The following is a 19,136-nucleotide window of genomic DNA, read 5'->3' on the forward strand; positions in this document are numbered from 1 at the left end:
ATCATAATGGTAGTATTATACATCTTATAACTGGTACGGACGTCGCAACGTCATTATCAGAAATAAATTTTAATTAAGGAGAATGTGCTATGGTCGAAACAAAAATGTTAAGAGGTACGAAAGTAAAAATGACACCAAGTGAAGCCATCGTTGAGACATTAGTGGCCGAGGGAGTTAAACATATCTCGGGAATTTTGGGATCTGCTTTCATGGATATGCTTGATTTATTGCCAACTGCAGGCATTCGTTTCATTGGTGTCCGCCATGAACAAAGTGCAGCACATATGGAAGATGCTTATTGTCGTGTCTCTGGTGTTGCTGGAGTTGTCATCGGGCAAAACGGACCTGGAATGACGAATATGGTCACCTCTGTCGCAGCGGCCAATCAAGCTCATACTCCAATGGTGGTCATATCACCTTCAGCTGGTACACCAACAGTTGGATGGGATGGTTTTCAGGAATGCGATCAGGTTTCCATCTTCAAGGCAATCACGAAAGAAACAGTTAGAGTGACACACCCAGGCCGGGTCGCTGATTGCCTAAGGACAGCATTTCGGATTGCCTATGCCGAGAGGGGACCGGTTTTATTCGATATCCCTCGTGATTACTTCTATGGTGAAGTGGAAGATCAAATCCTTCAACCACATCAATATCGCGTGGATGAAAGGGGCTGCGGGTCTTCTGAATCCTTGGAGAGAGCGGCAGAAATTTTAGCCGAGGCGAAGTATCCGGTGATCATTTCCGGTAGGGGAACGGTTGATTCAGATGGCATTGAGGAAATTAAGAATATGGCGGAATATTTAACGGCTCCGGTAGCTGTCTCATATATGCATAATGATGCTTTTCCTGCTGATCATCCATTGTCAGTAGGCCCGATCGGTTACATGGGTTCAAAGGCTGCGATGAATACACTTAAGAAAGCGGACGTCATATTGGCGGTAGGCACAAGATTATCGGTATTTGGAACGTTACCATGCTATGACATTGATTATTTCCCGAAAGATGCGCAAATCATCCAAATTGATATTAACCCAAGGCAAATAGCGAGGACGCACCCTGTGGAAGTGGGGATAATCGGAGATGCACGCGAAGCGAGTCGTGAAATCTTGAAACGGTTGAAGGCTGATAAACCAAACCTAAAACAAGAAAAAGAGCGGATAGTAGAAGTTACGAATGAAAAACAAAAATGGGAAGAAGAATTGGTGAATCTTGCGATGATCGATGGAACCCCGATCAATCCGCGTCGGGCCCTATTGGAATTGACAAAAGTGTTGCCTGAAAATGCCATCGTTACTACAGATATCGGTAATGTATCTTCAACTGCAAACGCTTACTTGAAATTCAATCAGGGACGCAGGCATATCGCTGCGCTTACATTCGGAAATACTGGATTTGCTTACCCATCCGCACTAGGTGCCAAATTAGCTGAGCCGAATACGCCTGTTATAGCCATTGTTGGAGATGGCGCGTGGGGCATGAGCTTACATGAAGTGAGCACGGCCGTTGAAGAAAACATACCTGTCATAGCTTGTGTCTTCAATAATAATGCTTGGTGCGCTGAGAAAAAGAATCAGGTCGATTTTTATAATAACCGTTTTGTAGGGGCCGATATCCAAAATCCTGATTTTGCAGAAGTTGCCCGATCAATGGGTGCTGTAGGCATTAGGGTGGAAAAAGCAGACGAGTTAGGCGCTGTCATTGAAAAAGCAATAAAATCAAACAAACCGACTGTCATTGATATACAAGTGGATGGAACACAATTGGCTCCGCCATTTAGAAAAGATGCATTAAAAATGCCTACTAGATTATTGGAAAAATATTCTCATTTAGATCATAAAAACTGGGATAAATAAAAAAAGGTGATAGGACAGCTGCGATGCCCTGATGAACGATTGGGGTCATCGCACCATCACCAATTCGCATAAAAGGATCTGTAACAGCAGGGGAACTTAACTTAGTTGCATTCGATGAAAAATAAGGGGGTTTCAAAAGTGAAGATGGAAACTGAAACGAAAGACCTTGTTCAAATGGATAAAGACCATTTATGGCATGCGATGCATCGCTATAATGAGAAGGATGCTCCCATGATGGCTACAGAAGGATCCGGCTCATGGTTCACTGATACTAAAGGGGATAAATATTTAGATGGTGTCTCCGGATTATGGTGCTTGAACCTTGGTCACGGACGAAAAGAGATTGCCCAGGCAGCCTATGAACAAATGATTAACTTATCTTACTTCCCTTTAACATTAAGTCATAGGCCGGCAATCGAATTATCTGCAAAAATAAGTGAACATTTAAAGGGCCCTTATACAACTTTTTTTACGAACAGCGGCTCCGAGGCGAATGAGACAGCTTTTAAAATAGCCAGGCAATATCATTCCCAAAATGGAAATCAGGGTAAATACAAGTTCATCTCAAGGTATAGAGCTTATCATGGCAATACTTTTGGCGCGCTCAGCGCAACTGCACAGGCTAATCGGAGAGTGAAATATGATCCGGCGGTTCCAGGTTTCCTGCATGTTCCACCCCCGTACAGTTATCGAAGCCCGTTTGGGGAAAACGTTGAAAACTCCGATTTACTTGCAGCTGAATATATCGATCAGGTCATTAACTTTGAAGGAGCTGAAACGGTAGCGGGCGTTATCCTTGAACCATTCATCTCTGGTGGTGGGGTCCTTATTCCTTCAAAAGAATACTTAACGAGGGTTTCGGAAATCTGTAAGAAGCATGATGTTCTATTAATTGTGGATGAAGTGGTTTCAGGTTTTGGAAGAACAGGAAAAATGTTTGGGTTCATGCACTCAGATGGGGTTCAACCGGATATTGTTACGATGGCAAAGGGTTTGACCAGCGGTTATCTTCCACTTGGGGCAACGGCAGTGAATTCCAGGATTTATGAGAAGTTCAAAGACAACGGAAATTTAAATCATTTCAGGCATGTGTCAACATATGGAGGCCACCCTGCATCTTGCGCAGTTGCGCTAAAGAACATTGAAATCTTGGAAAATGAAAACATCGTTCAACGAGTATCTGAACTTAGTGAATCGACACTAAGCGCGCTCTTTGAATTGACAGCCCTGGATAAAGTAGGGGAGGTTCGGGGAGTTGGGTTTTTATATGGCATTGAATTAGTGGAAGATAAAAAGACAAAAACGCCTGTTTCCGAAGAGTTCATGGGTAAAATAATCGGGGCTTGCAAGGCAAAGGGTCTTATCATCGGACGTAATGGTGATACGGTTCCTGGATATGGTAATGTACTCATCATTGCACCGCCTTTATCTTCGACCGTTGAAGATTTACGCTTTGTCATAGAAACGGTTAAATCCGTTTTATGTGAATTATGCTAACCAAAAGATGATTAGCTTTAGGGTGCTATCTATATAGAAGAAAAAAATGAAGATGGGCATGATATGTCTAGCGGATTTGACATCCATGTCCATTTTTTCATATTAAGTCTAACAGTGTGGGAAAACTGGGGAATCCAAAACAGGAGGAAATATGCAATCACAACAAAGGTTATTGGTGGTTCTGGCACATCCCGATGATGAGTCATTCCTGTGTGGGGGAACCATTGCTAAAATGTCTGAGCGAGGTGTTCAGATAACTTTACTATGTGCGACAAAAGGCGAAATGGGCAGACGAATGGGAAATCCCATTGTAACAACAAGGGAGGCATTGCCAAAACTAAGGGTGGAGGAGTTAAAAAGAGCTTGTGAAGAATTGGGGATTAGTGATTTACGATTTTTAAACGTAAGGGATAAAACGGTTGAATTTGAAAGCTTCGATTTATTGGCCGAGAGAATCGTAAAGGTGATTCGTGAAGTTCAGCCGGATGCACTAATTACATTCCATGAGAAATACGGCGGGCATCCAGACCATTGTGCGATTGGCCGTGCTGCCGCATTTGCTTTCTTAAACTCCGGTGATCCCGATTTTTATCCAGATCCATTATTTCCAGCTATTAAGGTTCAGAGTTTGTACTTTGTCCTTTGGCATGCTTTTTATGATGAATGGTTAAAGGAAAACGGGCCGGCCAGTGTCACAGAAGTCAATATAGCAGGGACTTTAAAGAAAAAGATCCGTGCCTTAAGGTCACATCGTTCCCAGACTTTAGCGGTTCCTGAATTGTGGACGAATCAAAATCCAAGCTTGCCTTTTTTAAAGGAATCCGAGTATTTTATCAAAGGGAATTCACTTCCTAATCTAGAAGAAACCGATTTTTTTTAAACAATTGAAAGGATGGGATGATATTTAGTTTATCTGGAAAGGGGGAAGGAATGTATGGAATTAGAAAAATATGAGCCATTGGAAGAAGCACCTCAGGTGCAGCAAAACCCACTTCAAAATAAGGTGCTTTTGTGGCTGAGCGGTATCGCTTTCACTTTTTTCATTGCCATCTTAGGCTTGGGGCTGTCGAAGATTTCAGGATTCGATCGAATCGGTCCACTTGCATGCTCGATCATCATTGCCGTGATATATCGTCAAATTGCGGGATATCCAGAAAAGTTCCGGACGGGAATCGAATTTTCCGCAAAAAAACTTTTGCGTTTTGCCATTATTTTATACGGGTTGAAATTAAATATCGATGTAATTTTCAATCAGGGACTGCCATTATTGTTACGTGACATAGGGACAGTAACATTCGCCATAGTCGTGATGGTCCTGATTGCAAAGTGGATTAAGGCAGATGCTTCCATTTCCCTTCTTCTTGCTGTTGGAACCGGGATATGCGGTGCAGCAGCCATCGCGGCAATATCTCCAATCGTGAAAGCGAAGGAAGAGGATACAGCCATAGGCGTCGGGATAATCGCTTTAATGGGAACTCTTTTCTCCATTGTTTATACACTTTTACGTCCGATCCTTCCGCTATCTGCTTTGGATTATGGAATCTGGTCTGGGATCAGTCTTCATGAAATCGCCCATGTTGCTTTGGCAGGAGCACCGGCTGGTGAAGATGCGCTAGCGATTGCACTCCTCGCCAAATTGGGACGTGTCTTTTTACTCATCCCTTTATGTTTCATTTTTATGTATTGGATGAAAAAGCGAACATCCGGGAAAATGGGCCATGATGCCAAAATTGATTTTCCATGGTTCCTCGTTGGTTTTATAATCATGAGCCTAATAGGAAGTTATGTGTTTGGAAGTTATATTACGGTTTCACCTCTCGTAATGGATGGCATTTCCAAAGCGACTACATTTATATTGACTATGGCCATGATCGGTCTTGGACTGAATGTTAGCCTGCAGGCACTGCGAACAAAAGCCATGCGTCCCCTTTTAGCCATGACCATTACCTCTTTGCTGCTTTCCATAATTTCGTACTTTATCATTTAATATATAAGCTTTCATATATGCCTGAAATGTGATGAAGGTTGCATATAGGATAAGCCCTGAATACATAGAGCTATTCAGGTTTTTTTTATTCACTCGAAGAAAAACGGTATTTGAACGCTGGAAACTCAACATAATCCTAATTTAAGGAAAAAATTGAACGCTGGCATGTTTGAATATTATAACTATTTGGTTTACAATATAAGAACTGATACGAACATTACGATGTCTTTTTCTGTTTGGAGGAAATTTTATGGAGCTAGACTTTAAAAATCCAATCCCTTTACATGCTCAATTGAAAACCATATTGGAAAATCAGATTTTGGAAGGTTATTATAAAGACAAAATCCCGAGTGAAAGGGAACTGATGGATATGTATTCTGTCAGCAGGAGCACTGTACGGGAAGCCGTTTCCATCCTGGTTCGTGAGGGAATATTGGAAAAGAGACATGGGAAGGGAACGTTCGTCTCCCTTAAACCTGTGCAAGAATGGCTTAAGATGATAAGTTTTACGGAAACCACTAAAAGCATGGGGATTAAACTACTAGATCACGGCCGTGTAATGACACCTGAAAATATAGCTGATGCAAATGGGTTTGAGGATGAATCTTACCATATTAAAAGGCTGCGGTTACAGGGGGATGTCCCAATAGCCATTGAATTGCATTATTATTCTTTGGACCTAGGAAAAAAATTGACGAAATTCGATTTAAGTACAACCGTATTGTATGATGCACTCGAAGGTGAATTAAACATTGACTTTTGTGAAGCGGAACAAATCATAACCTGCGGCTTTCCAACAAAAGAAGATGCAGAACATTTGGGTATAGCTGAAACGATGTGCTTACTGATCACAGAACGAATGATTTTTGATTCTGATGGTAACTTAGTAGAATATTATAAAGGGTTATTCCGATCGGATATGTATTCATTCGCAATGAAAATGTCCCGGAAGAGTTGAATTCCACATAAAGTGACCTAAGCCTTTCTAAGAAGAAGAGAGGCTTAGGTCATTTTCAAATCTACCGGGATCCAATAATACGATTTTTATTGGAGAGTATGCCGATGTTAATAACATAGGCATGTTTTAAAATAACCTATTGTTATATTCAAATTATTTAACTTACCTCAAGAGCTAAAGGGTCAAGGCTTGCCCACCTTTTTCAGCCGTTCGGTTTTGAGGGCTTACCATCCTCCAATTTAGCCGAAATAAGCCCAAGGGCAACTCCCAGCAACGCACCTGCTCCCACTTCCACAGGCTGATGTCCGAGCAGTTCATTCAGTTCCTTCTCACGCTCAACATACTCAAAGCTCGGAAACTCTCCGGAAAACTTGGCCATATTATCTTCAAGATCATTCACGAGCTTAGCGATTTCGCCTGTATGGCGGCGAATCCCCTGAGCATCATACATCACAATCACGCCAAACACTGTCGCAAGCGATGTTTCCGTATGCAGCCATCCTTTATTCGCTGCTACATACGCTGCCAGGGCGGCCACCCCCGCAGAGTGCGAACTGGGCATGCCACCCGTTGTGAAAGCCTGCTTCGAGTCCCACTTTCCCGTCAGCTTATAATGCGTTAAAATTTTCAGCCCTTGCGCAATGCCAATCGCCGACAGCGCCGTTAAAATTCCCCGATTCATCTTTTCCATGAGCAACTCCTCCACTCCAGACCAGTCCAACCCAACCCAATCCGGGAATTTATCTTCCCTCTTTTGATACCCCAAAAATATTTTTTATATGCAGCAGTTCATGACGAATGAATCATGATATCACTTTTTGCTGTGTCCGAGTTCAGCTGAAGCATCCTATCCTAGGTGGGTTCAGGCTAATTTTCTTCGGAAAAGGTCACTATTTCATAATAATATTTATAGGATGGGAAGCTTAAGGAAAATATATAACGGAAGATAATTAACATGGTTTTAAGGTGGCAATGGAATGAACAAGATCAAGGATATGAATCCGAAAGAGTTAAAAAAGATCATGACGGTAACCGAGAGAATGTCTTTCACAAAAAACTTCAGGTCCGCTACTGCAGAAGAATGGTTCGTATTCATACCAGGCTTAAATGATCCTGGTACAGGGGGAGCTGCTGGAAAGGCTATCGTTCACTACAACCTATATGGAAACAAAGATATGTTCATTAACACAACGGTCATACTGGATGACCCTGTTCTATTTGAGGAAGAAAATTTTCAGCTGGTTTACTCTATTTGTGATGAACTTATAAATCGTCTAGTGGGATACGCTGATACTTTACTGTCCGTACACGCAGGTTCCAATTCTTATAATGCCGAGTACAAACGATAATGTTCGTAAGATAACAAGGAGGAAAAACGGTGAAACATAATCTTGTTCAGTCAATAGTCGAACAATCAGTCATGCTTACAAGTGAAGCAGATTGGGATAAGCTCATTCAACAAGTTAATAATGCAAAATTTGTTTTGCTGGGTGAGGCATCACATGGGACATCCGAGTTTTACACGGCCCGAGTTGAAATAACAAAAAAGCTGATTCAAGAAAAAGGGTTCACCTTTGTAGCCGTTGAAGGCGATTGGCCCGCTTGCCAGGCAATAAATAGGTATGTTAAAGGCTATGACCTAGTGACTAAATCCGCAAAGGATGTGCTAAAAAGTTTTGACCGCTGGCCGACCTGGATGTGGGCAAACGAGGAAATGATCGACCTGATTGAATGGATGAAAGAATACAATGAGTCTGGGCAAAATCAAACGAAAGTTGGATTTTATGGGATAGATATCTACAGTCTTTGGGAATCCATGGATGAAGTTATCCGTTACTTAAAACAAATTGATTCAACTGACCTTGAAGCTGCCAGACAGGCGTTCACTTGTTTTGAGCCATTCAATCGGAATAACGAGGAGTACGCAGTTTCTGCAGGTATTTTTTCGGAAGACTGTATAGAGGAAGTAGCCAAATTACTGACGACTATTCAACGAAAAAAAGAAAAATACCCCCATCACGAAGAATTGAATTTGAATCTTCAAGTGAATGCATTGGTAGCATACAATGCCGAAAATTATTACAGGACCATGGTCGTCCATGATGATAGATCATGGAATATTCGGGATATGCATATGGTTGATGCACTTAATGAAATTATGGATTTTTACGGCTCTGAAGGCAAGGCGATTGTATGGGAACATAATACCCATGTTGGTGACGCCAGCGCTACTGATATGAAAGATTCCGGGATGATTAATGTCGGCCAGGTCATTCGAGAGCAAAACCCCACTGAAGATGTATTTATCACAGGTTTCGGAACCTACAGAGGAACTGTTATAGCAGCAGAGGAGTGGGGCGTGGATTTCGAAATTAAAACAGTACCCCCGGCAATGAAGGGAAGTTGGGAGGAGGCGATGCACCTTTCGGGGGCTTATGATAAGTTGCTAATTTTCACTGATGAAAATCGTCAGCTATTCCAAGGGAGGATTGGACATCGGGCGATTGGGGTTGTATACAGACCGGAATATGAACAATATGGTAACTATGTACCTTCTGTAATGTCGGATAGATATGATGCTTTTATTTATATTGATGAAACCCAGGCCCTTCACCCGCTCGTTCAAGAAAAAGCACCCGTTCGGTAACAAAAAGACGAAGCCGTTTATGTTATAAACGGCTTCGTCTTTTTGTTCGTGCTTATTCTTAATGCTACCCAATGTTGGTATCGCGACGGAAACCAAATTTATTGGTTTGATCATTTCTATTTTTATTTGAGATTAATGAAAATCTAATGAATCGTTACGTGCAAAGCGATTTAATTTTTAAATTAAAAACCATTTCATAAAGAATGGTTCAGTTAGACAAAAGGGTTCTTTCTAAAAGTAAAATAAAGTTGTTGGAGCGGGTGTTCGAGACTCCTGCGGGAAAAGCGCGTCCAGGGGAGACCCCGTAGGCGCAAAGGCGCCGAGGAGGCTCCCGGACCGCCCGCGGAAAGCGAGTGCCTGGAGTGGAAATCAACGTTCAAATTATACAATCCCCAAAAAAAATCAATTTTCACTGATTTTGTCTACAGTCTGAAACCATTCTATAAGATGGTTTTTATCTTGATATCTATTTACGGATGGACTGGTTTTTTATATAAACTGCCAATTAATAATATGAAGTAATTAAGAATCGGGCCTCCTAAACAGACGGTTAATAAAGTTCCGATACCTATTGTCCACTGTAAGTGATTGCCAAAACCAAGAAGAAAGATAAATGAAGGTTTTTGAATATAGTGTATTCATTCCAGTTTGTTAATGTTTGTTTTACTCACATTTAACACTTATTCGTTAACCAGTTCCTTTATCATTAATAGATGTGGACCGCCATCTTCCATAAAGACATCGGATGAAGTCCGATAGCCGAGTTTTTTATAAAAGCCCTCTGCCTGTGTTTGCCCATGTAATTTAACCTGAGTAATCCCTTGTTCCTTTGCAATGTCTTCCAACGTTTTAAGTATTATTTTACCGAGACCAAATTTACGGTAAGGCTCCAAGATGCAAATTCTCTCCAATTTACCTAACCCATCAACAACTCTCAATCTTCCAGTTCCGACTGGCTTTTCATTATAATAGACTAATATGTGTTCAGATAAAGCATTAAGTGTATCAAATTCATCAAATTCAAATTCTAATAGGAAACCTTGTTCCTCGACAAATACTTCTTTTCTGATATGAAAGGCTATTTTTAAATCATTTTCAGTAGTTATTCTTTTTGAATCCAATGTTCTTCATCCCTTTTCTAGATTTATATAAAAAGACAAGTCATAATAAATGTATATCCTATTTTAGTATAAATGAAATTATTTTTGTTGTAAATACAACAAAAAAAGTCAGGGGCTTTTTGAATGAAGGAAATACTCCGTGAAATTGGAATGATAGCAAGAGCATTGGACTCTATAAGTAATATCGAATTTAAAGAATTTGACCTTACAAAAGGGCAGTATTTGTATCTTGTTCGAATATGTGAAAACCCAGGTATCATTCAGGAAAAGTTAGCAGAAATGATAAAGGTTGACCGAACGACAGCAGCTCGTGCCATTAAAAAACTTGAAATACAAGGGTTAATCGAGAAGAAAAATGATGAGGAAAACAAAAAAATTAAAAAGCTATATGCAACCGATAAAGGTGAAAAAGGTCTATCCTTTTTTGAAAAAAGAAGGGGAGTATACTGACAAGGTTGCGTTATCTGGATTTTCTTTGGACGAAGCGGAAACGATGCTTCATCTTCTTCAAAGAGTCAGAAAAAATATTGAGGTAGATTGGGAGTTTGTGAAAAAGGGAAATAAAAGGGGGTATTGATAATTATAAGAAAGAGGCTCGATTCCGTTTCGGAATCGAGCCTCTTTCTAATTATCCAGCTACATTTTCAGTGAACTGACTATTGTATAGCTCTGCGTAGAAACCATTCTCCCTTAAAAGGTCTGAATGCGTTCCTTTCTCTATCACTTTTCCTTGTTCCATAACAAGAATCAAATCTGCATCCTTAATCGTTGAGAGACGATGGGCAATGACAAAGCTGGTTCGTCCTTCCATCAGTCGGTTCATGGCCTTTTGGATAAAGACTTCTGTCCGAGTGTCCACACTAGACGTCGCTTCATCCAATATCATGATTGGCGGATCTGCTAGAACAGCCCGGGCGATTGTCAAAAGCTGCTTTTGGCCTTGTGAGATGTTCGAAGCTTCTTCGTTTAAGATTGTCTCATAACCATCTGGCAGTGTCCGAATGAAATGGTCGGCATGTGCCGTCCGAGCAGCTGCAAAAATTTCTTCATCAGTTGCTCCATTTTTGCCATAAGCGATATTTTCTTTAATCGTACCATTAAAGAGCCAGGTATCTTGAAGTACCATACCAAAATTCTTTCGAAGATCATTACGTGACATATTCCGTGTATCAAGACCATCAATCGTAATCTTTCCGCCATTGAGTTCATAAAATCTCATCAAGAGATTTATCATGGTCGTTTTTCCAGCACCAGTCGGTCCAACAATTGCGACCGTCTGTCCAGGCAAGACATCGATGTTCATATCTTCAATTAACATTTCTTCCCCATATCCAAAGTCCACATGTTCAAAAGAGACAGCACCATTTGCCCTTTTTATATTAACTGTGGTTTGTTCTTTCATTTCCTCTTCTTCATCAAGTAGTTCAAAAACACGCTCAGCGGCTGCAACCGTCGACTGAATAATGTTAGCGATGTTAGCCGTTTGTGTGATTGGCTGGGTGAACTGCTTTGAATATGTGATGAATGCTTGAATGTCACCAATTGAAATCGAACGTTGCGTTACCAATATTCCGCCAACAACGCTGATGAGGACATAGCTCAAATTTCCGATAAAGAACATTACGGGCATGATGATACCTGATATAAACTGGGCTTTGCTTCCCGCTTTATACAATTCTTCATTAACTTCAGTAAACTGGGCACTCGCCTTTTTTTCATATCCGAATGCTTTAACGACTTGATGGCCGGTATATATTTCTTCAATGTGACCATTTAATTGTCCGAGTTTACGCTGTTGATCGGCAAAATGTTTTTGGGATCTTTTTAAAATAGGCCGGATTGCAAATATTGACAAAGGTAAGCTGATTATCGAGATTAATGTCAATAATGGGCTTATCGAAAGCATCATGATGATAATTCCCACAATCGTTACGATTGATGTGATGAATTGCGTTAAGCTTTGCTGAAGGGTGCTCCCGATTGTATCAATATCATTTGTCATTCGGCTAAGTGTTTCACCGTTTGGACGTCCTTCAAAATATTTGAGTGGAAGTTTCTCGAGCTTTTTGTTCACATCTTCTCGAAGGTCATATACCGTGTCTTGTGCAACACTTGACATAATGTATTGTTGTACATAGCTGAAAAGGCTGCTTAAAGCATAAAGTCCGGCAAGGAGTAGAAGAATCTGGCCAATTTTATCAAAGTTAATAGCTGCTCCTGGTATTCCCTGGAATTTCCCGTAAGCTCCTTCGAATAATTCTGTAATTGCATTTCCCATGATCTTCGGTCCTACAATCATAAAAATCGTACTCATGATTGCAGCTAAGAACACGGAAATCAATCTGTTGCGCCTCGGTTTTAAATAGGTCAATAGACGTTTTAATGTTCCTTTAAAATCTTTTGCTTTTTGACCCATCATCATCATGTTACCGCCACCAGGGCCATGCCCGACCTGACCGCCGCCTTGAGGTTTTTTTTGATTACTCATGCAATTTCCTCCTCTGTGAGCTGTGATAAGGCAATTTCACGGTAAATGTCGTTTGTGCTAAGCAACTCTTGGTGTGTTCCAATGCCTACAATGCGGCCTTCGTCTAACACAATGATTCGGTCAGCGTCAACGACGGTACTGACACGCTGTGCAACGAGAAGTACCGTCGAATTTTTCGTTTCATCTTTCAGGGCTGCGCGAAGGTTGGCATCCGTCTTGTAGTCCAGTGCCGAAAAACTATCATCGAATATATAAATATCCGGTTTTCGAATGAGTGCCCTTGCAATCGAAAGCCGTTGTTTTTGCCCTCCTGATAGGTTTGAACCGCCTTGATCGATTTCTGCCTCATAGCCGCCTTTCATATTGCTGATAAAATCCTCCGCTTGTGCGATCCGAGCCGCATGCTCAACTTCATCTTGTGTGGCTGTTTGTTTTCCAAAGCGAATGTTTTCAGAGATAGTACCTGTAAAGAGGGAGGCCTTTTGTGGTACAAAGCCAATTTTTGAACGGACTTCATCTTGTGATGACTTCCGAATATCAACACCATTGACGCGAATCGTTCCGCTTGAAATATCATAGAAGCGAGGGATCAAATTGATAAGAGTTGTTTTCCCGGAACCTGTTCCACCGATTATTGCTGTGATTTCACCAGGATTTGCTGAAAAACTAATATCCGATAATGCAGGTTCTTCTGCTCCTGGGTAACTGAACGTAACATGTTCAAATTCAAGGGTACCGTGTACACGGTCTGCCTTTTCTGTCCCCTCATCCAGGAATGAAGGTTTCATGTCAAGGACTTCGTTTATCCTTGTTGCCGACACGGCAGCTCGTGGAACCATAACGAACATCATGGAAGCCATAACGAGAGCGAACATAATTTGCATAACATATTGGATAAATGCCATTAAGTCCCCGATCTGCATGCCGCCGTTATCAATACGGACTCCACCAAACCAAATGATACCAACAACCGTCAAGTTCATGACAAGCATCATTACAGGCATCATGAAGGCCATGATTTTATTGACTTTGATTGAGACATCCGTTAATTCTTTATTCGCTTTCTTTAGACGTTCTTTCTCTTGTGTTTCACGATTGAAGGCACGAATGACGCGAATGCCAGTTAAATTTTCTCGTAATACAAGGTTCAACCGGTCTAATCGTTTTTGAACCGTTTGAAAGAGCGGCACACCTTTATATAGAATAAGCAAGATTGACCCAATCAAAAAAGGCATTGTGACAACAATGACAAGTGATAATTTTGCATCCATGGATACAGCCATGATTACGCCGCCGATTAACATGATTGGTGCACTGATAACCATACGAAGCATCATGATAACCACTTGCTGGACCTGTGTTATATCATTGGTCGTACGTGTAATCAATGACGCCGTACCGACTTCATCAAATTCTTGTAACGAAAATTTTTCAACGTGATTAAAGACCTTCAGGCGGAGATCGCGTCCCATTCCCATTGCCGCTTTGGACGAATAGTAACTTGCGATTATGGATGCACAAGCGCCAAGTGCGGAAACCAACAGCATAAAACCGCCGATTTTCCAAATATAAGAAGTGTCTCCTCGAACAACGCCTTTGTCAATAATATCAGCCATTAGTGTAGGCAAAAAGAGGTCCGACATGGACTGAATAAACACCAGACCGATAACTGCTAAAATAATCCACTTATAAACGGATAAATTTTTCAGTATTTTTATCATTTTGTACACTCTCCTTGTTCGGTTGCTTGTGCTTCTAAAAAGTTTGTAATTTGAAGATGTGTTTTTAGCAACTCTTCAAACTGTTCTTCGGAAAGCATTTCAATGGCCGTTTGAAAGACTTGGTGAATGCTTCCTTCGTGAAAATGAATCGTTTTTAATAAATTTTCGCCCTTATCGGTGATTGACAATTGAATCTCACGCCGGTTGCCCTCCATAGGCTCACGATGGAGCAAACCTCCGCGAACCAGACCATCGACCGCTTGGCTCAAGGTGCTTTTTGGAAGAAATGTTTTCTCCCCGACATTTTTTTGGGAGGTCTCTTTGTAAAGGGTAATGGTCATCAAAATGGAATATTGAGGAACTGTTAATCCATTTTCTGCGGCTGTCTTTTGAACGAACCGCATGATATTTTTCTGTACGTTCCAAAATGAACGCAATAGTTGTACGGAACGCATTAATTGTTTTTCATTCTCCACTCAACATCACCATTCTTTCTGTATTGAACTGTTCCATTTCGAACATTTAATTTTATGAATCATTTTAATTTACAGCTATTCTTCCGCTTAGTCAACAAATAAATAAATTCAACACCCCGGCTTTTATCTAGTCTTGGTGCGTATATGGAAATGAGTTAAAGTCAGGTCAGGCCAAAACTGTTAAACCCATTGTATTTTTGTTAAGGCTGTTTTCGCAGACTTTGTTGCTATTTACGAAGTAGTGCAGTGTGGTTGATTTCCCCTCCAGGTGCTCGCTTTCCTTGGTGCGGACGGTGAGCCTCCTCGGCGTAAACGCCTGTGGGGTCTCACCTGTCCCGCAGCTCCCGCAGGAGTCTCGCACTTCCGCTCCAATCAACCTAAAATAGTTTCGTTTTAAAAACAACATTCTTTACGAAAAGAGCCTTTGTTAAAGAAAGGTTTTCTCGTGAAAACAACGATACAAAGTGAAATTAACTTGAAAATGTGAGATGAAAAGTGGTAGGATAATATTGCATTGAGTTAGTACCAGGTAATAATAGTAGATGATAACGCATTTGAGGGTTTTAAATGGCAAGCATGCATACATATAAGAGCTTTCCCTTCCTTAGATACATAACAGGATATAAGTTTGCGAGACAAACAAACAGCTAAAAGAAAGGTTAGTAATTTGTGATATAAAGACCCATATTTATATTGGGTGACAGCGTGAGGAGAACATTCTGGTTTTAACAGAAAACCGTTTTAATTATTAGGAGGGATGATGACATATGGTTGAAAACCGCCATCTACAGGCAGGTCTGAGTGATGAGCAGGTGCTTGAGATGTATAGAATTATGTTGTTGGCAAGAAGAGTGGATGAACGGATGTGGCTGTTGAACAGATCTGGAAAAATTCCATTTGTCGTTTCCTGTCAAGGGCAAGAAGCAGCTCAAGTGGGTGCAGCATTTGCGTTGAATCGTGAAAATGATTATGTCCTTCCTTATTATAGGGATCTAGGAGTGGTGCTCGCGTTTGGGATGACCGCCAGGGATTTAATGTTATCCAGTTTTGCCAAGGCAGAAGATCCAAATTCAGGCGGACGTCAAATGCCTGGGCATTTTGGGCAAAAAAAGAATCGAATCGTGACGGGATCTTCGCCGGTTACGACTCAAGTGCCACATGCAGTGGGGATTGCACTCGCTGCAAAAATGGAAGGAAAAGATATTGTTTCATTCGTTACATTTGGTGAGGGTTCATCTAACCAAGGTGATTTTCATGAAGGAGCGAATTTCGCAGGTGTACATAAACTTCCGGTCATCTTGATGTGTGAAAATAATCAGTATGCCATTTCCGTCCCTATTGAAAAGCAATTGGCTTGCGGGAAAGTGTCCGACCGGGCCATTGGTTACGGCATGCCAGGGGTGACGGTTGATGGAAATGATCCGATCGAAGTATACCGGGTGGTGAAAGAAGCTGCTGAGAGAGGAAGGCGCGGTGAGGGCCCAAGCTTAATCGAAACGGTTTCATACAGGCTTACACCACATTCAAGCGATGATGATGATAGTCAATACAGGTCGCCTGAGGAAGTATCGGAGGCAAAAAAAATAGATTCAATCATTACTTTTGGTGCCTATTTAAAAGCAGTGGGAATCATGGATGATCAAATGGAAAAACAATTGAACGAGGAAATAATGAAAATTGTGAACGAAGCGACGGATTATGCGGAAAATGCTCCATTTGCAAATGAAGACACGCTCTCAAAATACGTTTACGCAGAAAGGTAAGGAGGAAAGAAGATGGCAGTGATATCTTATATAGATGCCGTGATAATGGCGATGCGGGAAGAAATGGAACGTGATTCCCGTGTATTTGTATTAGGCGAGGACGTTGGGGTAAAGGGCGGCGTGTTTAAAGCGACTTCAGGGTTATACGAACAATTCGGTGAACAGCGTGTCATTGATACACCGCTTGCTGAATCCGCAATCGCAGGAGTCGGCATCGGCGCGGCGATGTATGGAATGAGGCCGATTGCGGAAATGCAATTCGCTGATTTCATCATGCCAGCCATCAACCAAATCATTTCGGAGGCTGCAAAAATCCGTTATCGCTCCAATAATGACTGGCATTGTCCTATCGTCATCAGAGCTCCATACGGCGGAGGTGTACATGGGGCGTTATACCATTCACAATCCGTTGAAGCCATTTTTGCGAATCAACCGGGACTTAAAATTGTCATGCCCTCTACACCCTATGACGTGAAAGGATTATTGAAAGCTGCCATTCGCGATGATGACCCGGTCCTTTTCTTTGAACATAAAAGAGCCTATCGCTTAATTAAAGAAGAAGTGCCGGATGATGATTATGTTTTACCGATTGGTAAAGCGGATGTAAAACGTGAAGGCGAGGACGTTACAGTGATCACTTATGGCCTTTGTGTTCATTTTGCGCTTCAGGCAGCTGAAAGGCTGGCCAGTGATGGCATATCCGTCCATATACTTGATTTACGTACCGTTTATCCATTAGATCAAGAAGCCATAATGGAAGCTGCATCTAAAACAGGAAAAGTCCTATTGATTACTGAAGATAATAAGGAAGGAAGCATCATTAGTGAAGTATCGGCGATCATTGCAGAAAACTGCCTCTTCGATCTTGATGCCCCAATCATGAGACTCGCTGGCCCGGATGTTCCTGCCATGCCATATTCACCATCATTAGAGAAATCATTCATGGTGAATCCTGAAAAAGTGGAAAAGGCACTGCGGGACCTGGTTGCCTATTAAATGGTCTGCATGAAGGAACGAACTCTTCGTATCCGTTTAAATTGTTGTTTATATTTGGATTGATCTTAAAAATGAACATAAGTCTAGCAACTATAAAATAGGTTGCCAGGCTTTTTTTTGCGCTGAATAAATCATCTATAGTTAAAAAATAATCCGTTTGATTACGCTAGAGGGAGCATATAAAACCTGTGATTTTTTTGGAATTTTCACTACATGAATATATACTATTGAAAAGAATTCTGGACAATTATCTAATAATAAACTATTGGTATGGTGTTTCAAAGTACATATTATGGAATTGTAATTGTTAATATTAAAGCAAATTTCAGTATATTAGCGATAAATATTGTGTATTTTTAAATGTTGAACGCAGTACAGTGATTGGTGAACATTGAAACTAGCAAGGGACTATTATCTTTTGAAATCTACGGGCGCAGGTAATTTCGTATAAAAAAATCATCATGAAGTATTATATGAAGATAATATATATTTCGAAGGAGGAAAAAATTGAGCGATCATATTAGAAGCGAATTATCATTATTCACCGAGTACCTTGTATCATTATTATTCACAGCTTGCCTTGCGGTTTTTCTCACAAAGTTCACTGATTCATTTCCATGGCTTTCCTTTATTGGTGTTTCCATTGGTCTTGCCCTCATGATTTCCTGTTGGGAACAAAAGAAAAACCAATGGTCTCTTTTTATTACAGGCTTATTATTGAACACTGCTGTTTGGTCTATTGTTTTGAATTGGTCCTCATTTTTTTAAATATATTTATTCCTGAAAATTACAAAACAGCCTGATCCATTTTGATTGGATTTGGCTGTTTTATTTTACGTTTAATTAAGGCCATCGATATAGTTGAAAAATTGCCTCTTCACTTTTTCTGTGCTAACCACTCTGCCACGATTGCAGCTTCTTCGTTTGAAATAACGCCTGCTGGCATTCCATTTTTACCATTTTTAATAATATCCTCTATATCATTTTGTGTATATTTCGCACCAATTTTATTTAAAGCTGGACCAGCTCCTCCTTGTAAATTTTCCCCATGACAAGATATACAACTATTACTCACAATTTCTTCAGGATTACCAGCTGAAGTATCCTGTGTTCCCCCATTTGAATTTGGGGAGGGTGAGGGTTGATGGCCTCTGTAAAAAAACAGTAAAAATATTAAACATCCAGCAAGAACGATACTGGCTCCAGAAGTAAACCAAATTTTTTTCATAAATACCTCCGTATTTAATGTAGCGTGGAGTGAAAATCTTTTTGATAAAAGAACAAAGAACGTTTCTAATATATCTTCTGCATAATAATAGAATCCGTGGAAAATACATAAACCTCTAAGGTCTTATTTTACTCTTCCAAAGTATTTAAGCATTATTATTAATTTATATCTTTCCCCAAAGTTTATTTTTGCATGAATACATTTTAATAAAAGGTAAGATTCTTTTACTCTAACCTCGGGTACCAAAAATTCCTTTATAACATTTCCAACTTTCTGCAAGGTTATTTAATAAAAGTTTATACATATAGTCGAATTACTGAAAAACCCATATGAACTATTTAGAAAGATGAGGAATTTGAATATTGAAAATGTAAACAAAACAGGCATGTCTAAATGTAAGC

The 19,136-nt window shown here is 40.6% G+C and carries 16 protein-coding genes and 1 pseudogene; 11 read left to right on the top strand and 6 right to left on the bottom strand.

Translation table 11 applies throughout. The features are described from left to right. Nucleotides 1–89 precede the first annotated feature (89 nt). The 5 genes from xsc (at nt 90) to OTG27_RS20025 (ending at nt 6,295) form a co-directional block, all read left to right on the top strand. A complete protein-coding gene (gene xsc, locus OTG27_RS20005) occupies nt 90–1,853 on the top strand; it encodes a sulfoacetaldehyde acetyltransferase (RefSeq protein ID WP_268937882.1) in 1,764 nt (587 codons plus the stop codon). A 144-nt stretch (nt 1,854–1,997) separates the two neighbouring features. Then, entirely contained in the window at nt 1,998–3,350 is a 1,353-nt protein-coding gene (locus tag OTG27_RS20010; RefSeq protein ID WP_218013328.1) for an aminotransferase, read from the top strand. A gap of 151 nt (nt 3,351–3,501) precedes the next feature. After that, nucleotides 3,502–4,230: a PIG-L family deacetylase gene (locus tag OTG27_RS20015; RefSeq protein ID WP_268937883.1), complete on the top strand. Its 729-nt coding sequence runs from the start codon at nt 3,502–3,504 to the stop codon at nt 4,228–4,230. A 54-nt stretch (nt 4,231–4,284) separates the two neighbouring features. After that, nucleotides 4,285–5,337, top strand: a complete 1,053-nt coding sequence (locus tag OTG27_RS20020; RefSeq protein WP_268937884.1) for a YeiH family protein — start codon at nt 4,285–4,287, stop codon at nt 5,335–5,337. A gap of 250 nt (nt 5,338–5,587) precedes the next feature. Further along, on the top strand, nt 5,588–6,295 hold the full coding sequence (locus OTG27_RS20025) for a GntR family transcriptional regulator (protein ID WP_106028207.1): 708 nt from the start codon (nt 5,588–5,590) through the stop codon (nt 6,293–6,295). A 202-nt stretch (nt 6,296–6,497) separates the two neighbouring features. Here the strand turns inward: OTG27_RS20025 and OTG27_RS20030 are convergent, their stop codons facing one another. Continuing rightward, nucleotides 6,498–6,986 carry a divergent PAP2 family protein gene (locus tag OTG27_RS20030; protein ID WP_034312708.1) on the bottom strand — a complete coding sequence of 163 codons (489 nt, stop codon included), beginning with the start codon at nt 6,984–6,986 and terminating at the stop codon, nt 6,498–6,500. A gap of 304 nt (nt 6,987–7,290) precedes the next feature. On the opposite strand from OTG27_RS20030, the gene OTG27_RS20035 reads away from it, so the two are divergent. After that, entirely contained in the window at nt 7,291–7,644 is a 354-nt protein-coding gene (locus OTG27_RS20035) for a hypothetical protein (protein ID WP_268937922.1), read from the top strand. A gap of 71 nt (nt 7,645–7,715) precedes the next feature. Further along, complete coding sequence (locus OTG27_RS20040) at nt 7,716–8,942, top strand: erythromycin esterase family protein (RefSeq protein WP_307730133.1); 1,227 nt, start codon at nt 7,716–7,718, stop codon at nt 8,940–8,942. A gap of 680 nt (nt 8,943–9,622) precedes the next feature. Here OTG27_RS20040 and OTG27_RS20045 read toward each other — a convergent pair. Next, nucleotides 9,623–10,063 carry a GNAT family N-acetyltransferase gene (locus tag OTG27_RS20045; protein ID WP_095390216.1) on the bottom strand — a complete coding sequence of 147 codons (441 nt, stop codon included), beginning with the start codon at nt 10,061–10,063 and terminating at the stop codon, nt 9,623–9,625. A 123-nt stretch (nt 10,064–10,186) separates the two neighbouring features. On the opposite strand from OTG27_RS20045, the pseudogene OTG27_RS20050 reads away from it, so the two are divergent. After that, nucleotides 10,187–10,640: pseudogene (locus OTG27_RS20050) on the top strand (MarR family winged helix-turn-helix transcriptional regulator). Nucleotides 10,641–10,691: 51 nt separating this feature from the next. Here the strand turns inward: OTG27_RS20050 and OTG27_RS20055 are convergent. From OTG27_RS20055 to OTG27_RS20065, 3 genes are read right to left on the bottom strand one after another with little or no spacing between them, the layout of a single operon-like run. Beyond that, nucleotides 10,692–12,551, bottom strand: coding sequence for an ABC transporter ATP-binding protein (locus OTG27_RS20055; protein WP_098185435.1), 1,860 nt, complete (start codon nt 12,549–12,551; stop codon nt 10,692–10,694). Then, nucleotides 12,548–14,272 (bottom strand): ABC transporter ATP-binding protein, encoded by a 1,725-nt coding sequence (locus OTG27_RS20060; RefSeq protein WP_268937886.1) that lies wholly within the window; start codon nt 14,270–14,272, stop codon nt 12,548–12,550. Before OTG27_RS20060 ends, OTG27_RS20055 begins: the two co-directional genes overlap by 4 nt. Further along, nucleotides 14,269–14,748, bottom strand: a complete 480-nt coding sequence (locus OTG27_RS20065; protein ID WP_268937887.1) for a MarR family winged helix-turn-helix transcriptional regulator — start codon at nt 14,746–14,748, stop codon at nt 14,269–14,271. The genes OTG27_RS20060 and OTG27_RS20065 overlap by 4 nt, the downstream gene beginning before the upstream one ends. Nucleotides 14,749–15,515: 767 nt before the next feature. Here OTG27_RS20065 and OTG27_RS20070 point away from each other — a divergent pair. The 3 genes from OTG27_RS20070 to OTG27_RS20080 all read left to right on the top strand — a co-directional run bounded on the left by OTG27_RS20070 (nt 15,516) and on the right by OTG27_RS20080 (nt 18,275). Beyond that, nucleotides 15,516–16,511: a thiamine pyrophosphate-dependent dehydrogenase E1 component subunit alpha gene (locus tag OTG27_RS20070; protein WP_268937888.1), complete on the top strand. Its 996-nt coding sequence runs from the start codon at nt 15,516–15,518 to the stop codon at nt 16,509–16,511. 12 nt (nt 16,512–16,523) lie between these two features. Continuing rightward, nucleotides 16,524–17,507, top strand: a complete 984-nt coding sequence (locus OTG27_RS20075) for an alpha-ketoacid dehydrogenase subunit beta (protein WP_095679607.1) — start codon at nt 16,524–16,526, stop codon at nt 17,505–17,507. Nucleotides 17,508–18,014: 507 nt separating this feature from the next. Further along, nucleotides 18,015–18,275, top strand: coding sequence for a hypothetical protein (locus OTG27_RS20080; RefSeq protein ID WP_057275989.1), 261 nt, complete (start codon nt 18,015–18,017; stop codon nt 18,273–18,275). Between the two features lie 109 nt (nt 18,276–18,384). On the opposite strand, the gene OTG27_RS20085 is transcribed toward OTG27_RS20080, so the two are convergent. Further along, nucleotides 18,385–18,735, bottom strand: a complete 351-nt coding sequence (locus OTG27_RS20085) for a c-type cytochrome (protein ID WP_268937889.1) — start codon at nt 18,733–18,735, stop codon at nt 18,385–18,387. Nucleotides 18,736–19,136: the final 401 nt, after the last annotated feature.

The sequence above is a fragment of the Peribacillus sp. AS_2 genome (assembly GCF_026891895.1).
Classification (GTDB): domain Bacteria; phylum Bacillota; class Bacilli; order Bacillales; family DSM-1321; genus Peribacillus; species Peribacillus frigoritolerans.

Bases quoted from the DNA above. Each gene is read 5' to 3' on its own strand.
- OTG27_RS20085 (WP_268937889.1), bottom strand. From the start codon at position 18,735: ATGAAAAAAATTTGGTTTACTTCTGGAGCCAGTATCGTTCTTGCTGGA.
- OTG27_RS20070 (WP_268937888.1), top strand. From the start codon at position 15,516: ATGGTTGAAAACCGCCATCTACAGGCAGGTCTGAGTGATGAGCAGGTG.
- OTG27_RS20020 (WP_268937884.1), top strand. From the start codon at position 4,285: ATGGAATTAGAAAAATATGAGCCATTGGAAGAAGCACCTCAGGTGCAG.
- xsc (WP_268937882.1), top strand. From the start codon at position 90: ATGGTCGAAACAAAAATGTTAAGAGGTACGAAAGTAAAAATGACACCA.
- OTG27_RS20015 (WP_268937883.1), top strand. From the start codon at position 3,502: ATGCAATCACAACAAAGGTTATTGGTGGTTCTGGCACATCCCGATGAT.
- OTG27_RS20060 (WP_268937886.1), bottom strand. From the start codon at position 14,272: ATGATAAAAATACTGAAAAATTTATCCGTTTATAAGTGGATTATTTTA.
- OTG27_RS20075 (WP_095679607.1), top strand. From the start codon at position 16,524: ATGGCAGTGATATCTTATATAGATGCCGTGATAATGGCGATGCGGGAA.
- OTG27_RS20010 (WP_218013328.1), top strand. From the start codon at position 1,998: ATGGAAACTGAAACGAAAGACCTTGTTCAAATGGATAAAGACCATTTA.
- OTG27_RS20030 (WP_034312708.1), bottom strand. From the start codon at position 6,986: ATGGAAAAGATGAATCGGGGAATTTTAACGGCGCTGTCGGCGATTGGC.
- OTG27_RS20025 (WP_106028207.1), top strand. From the start codon at position 5,588: ATGGAGCTAGACTTTAAAAATCCAATCCCTTTACATGCTCAATTGAAA.
- OTG27_RS20035 (WP_268937922.1), top strand. From the start codon at position 7,291: ATGAATCCGAAAGAGTTAAAAAAGATCATGACGGTAACCGAGAGAATG.
- OTG27_RS20055 (WP_098185435.1), bottom strand. From the start codon at position 12,551: ATGAGTAATCAAAAAAAACCTCAAGGCGGCGGTCAGGTCGGGCATGGC.
- OTG27_RS20040 (WP_307730133.1), top strand. From the start codon at position 7,716: ATGCTTACAAGTGAAGCAGATTGGGATAAGCTCATTCAACAAGTTAAT.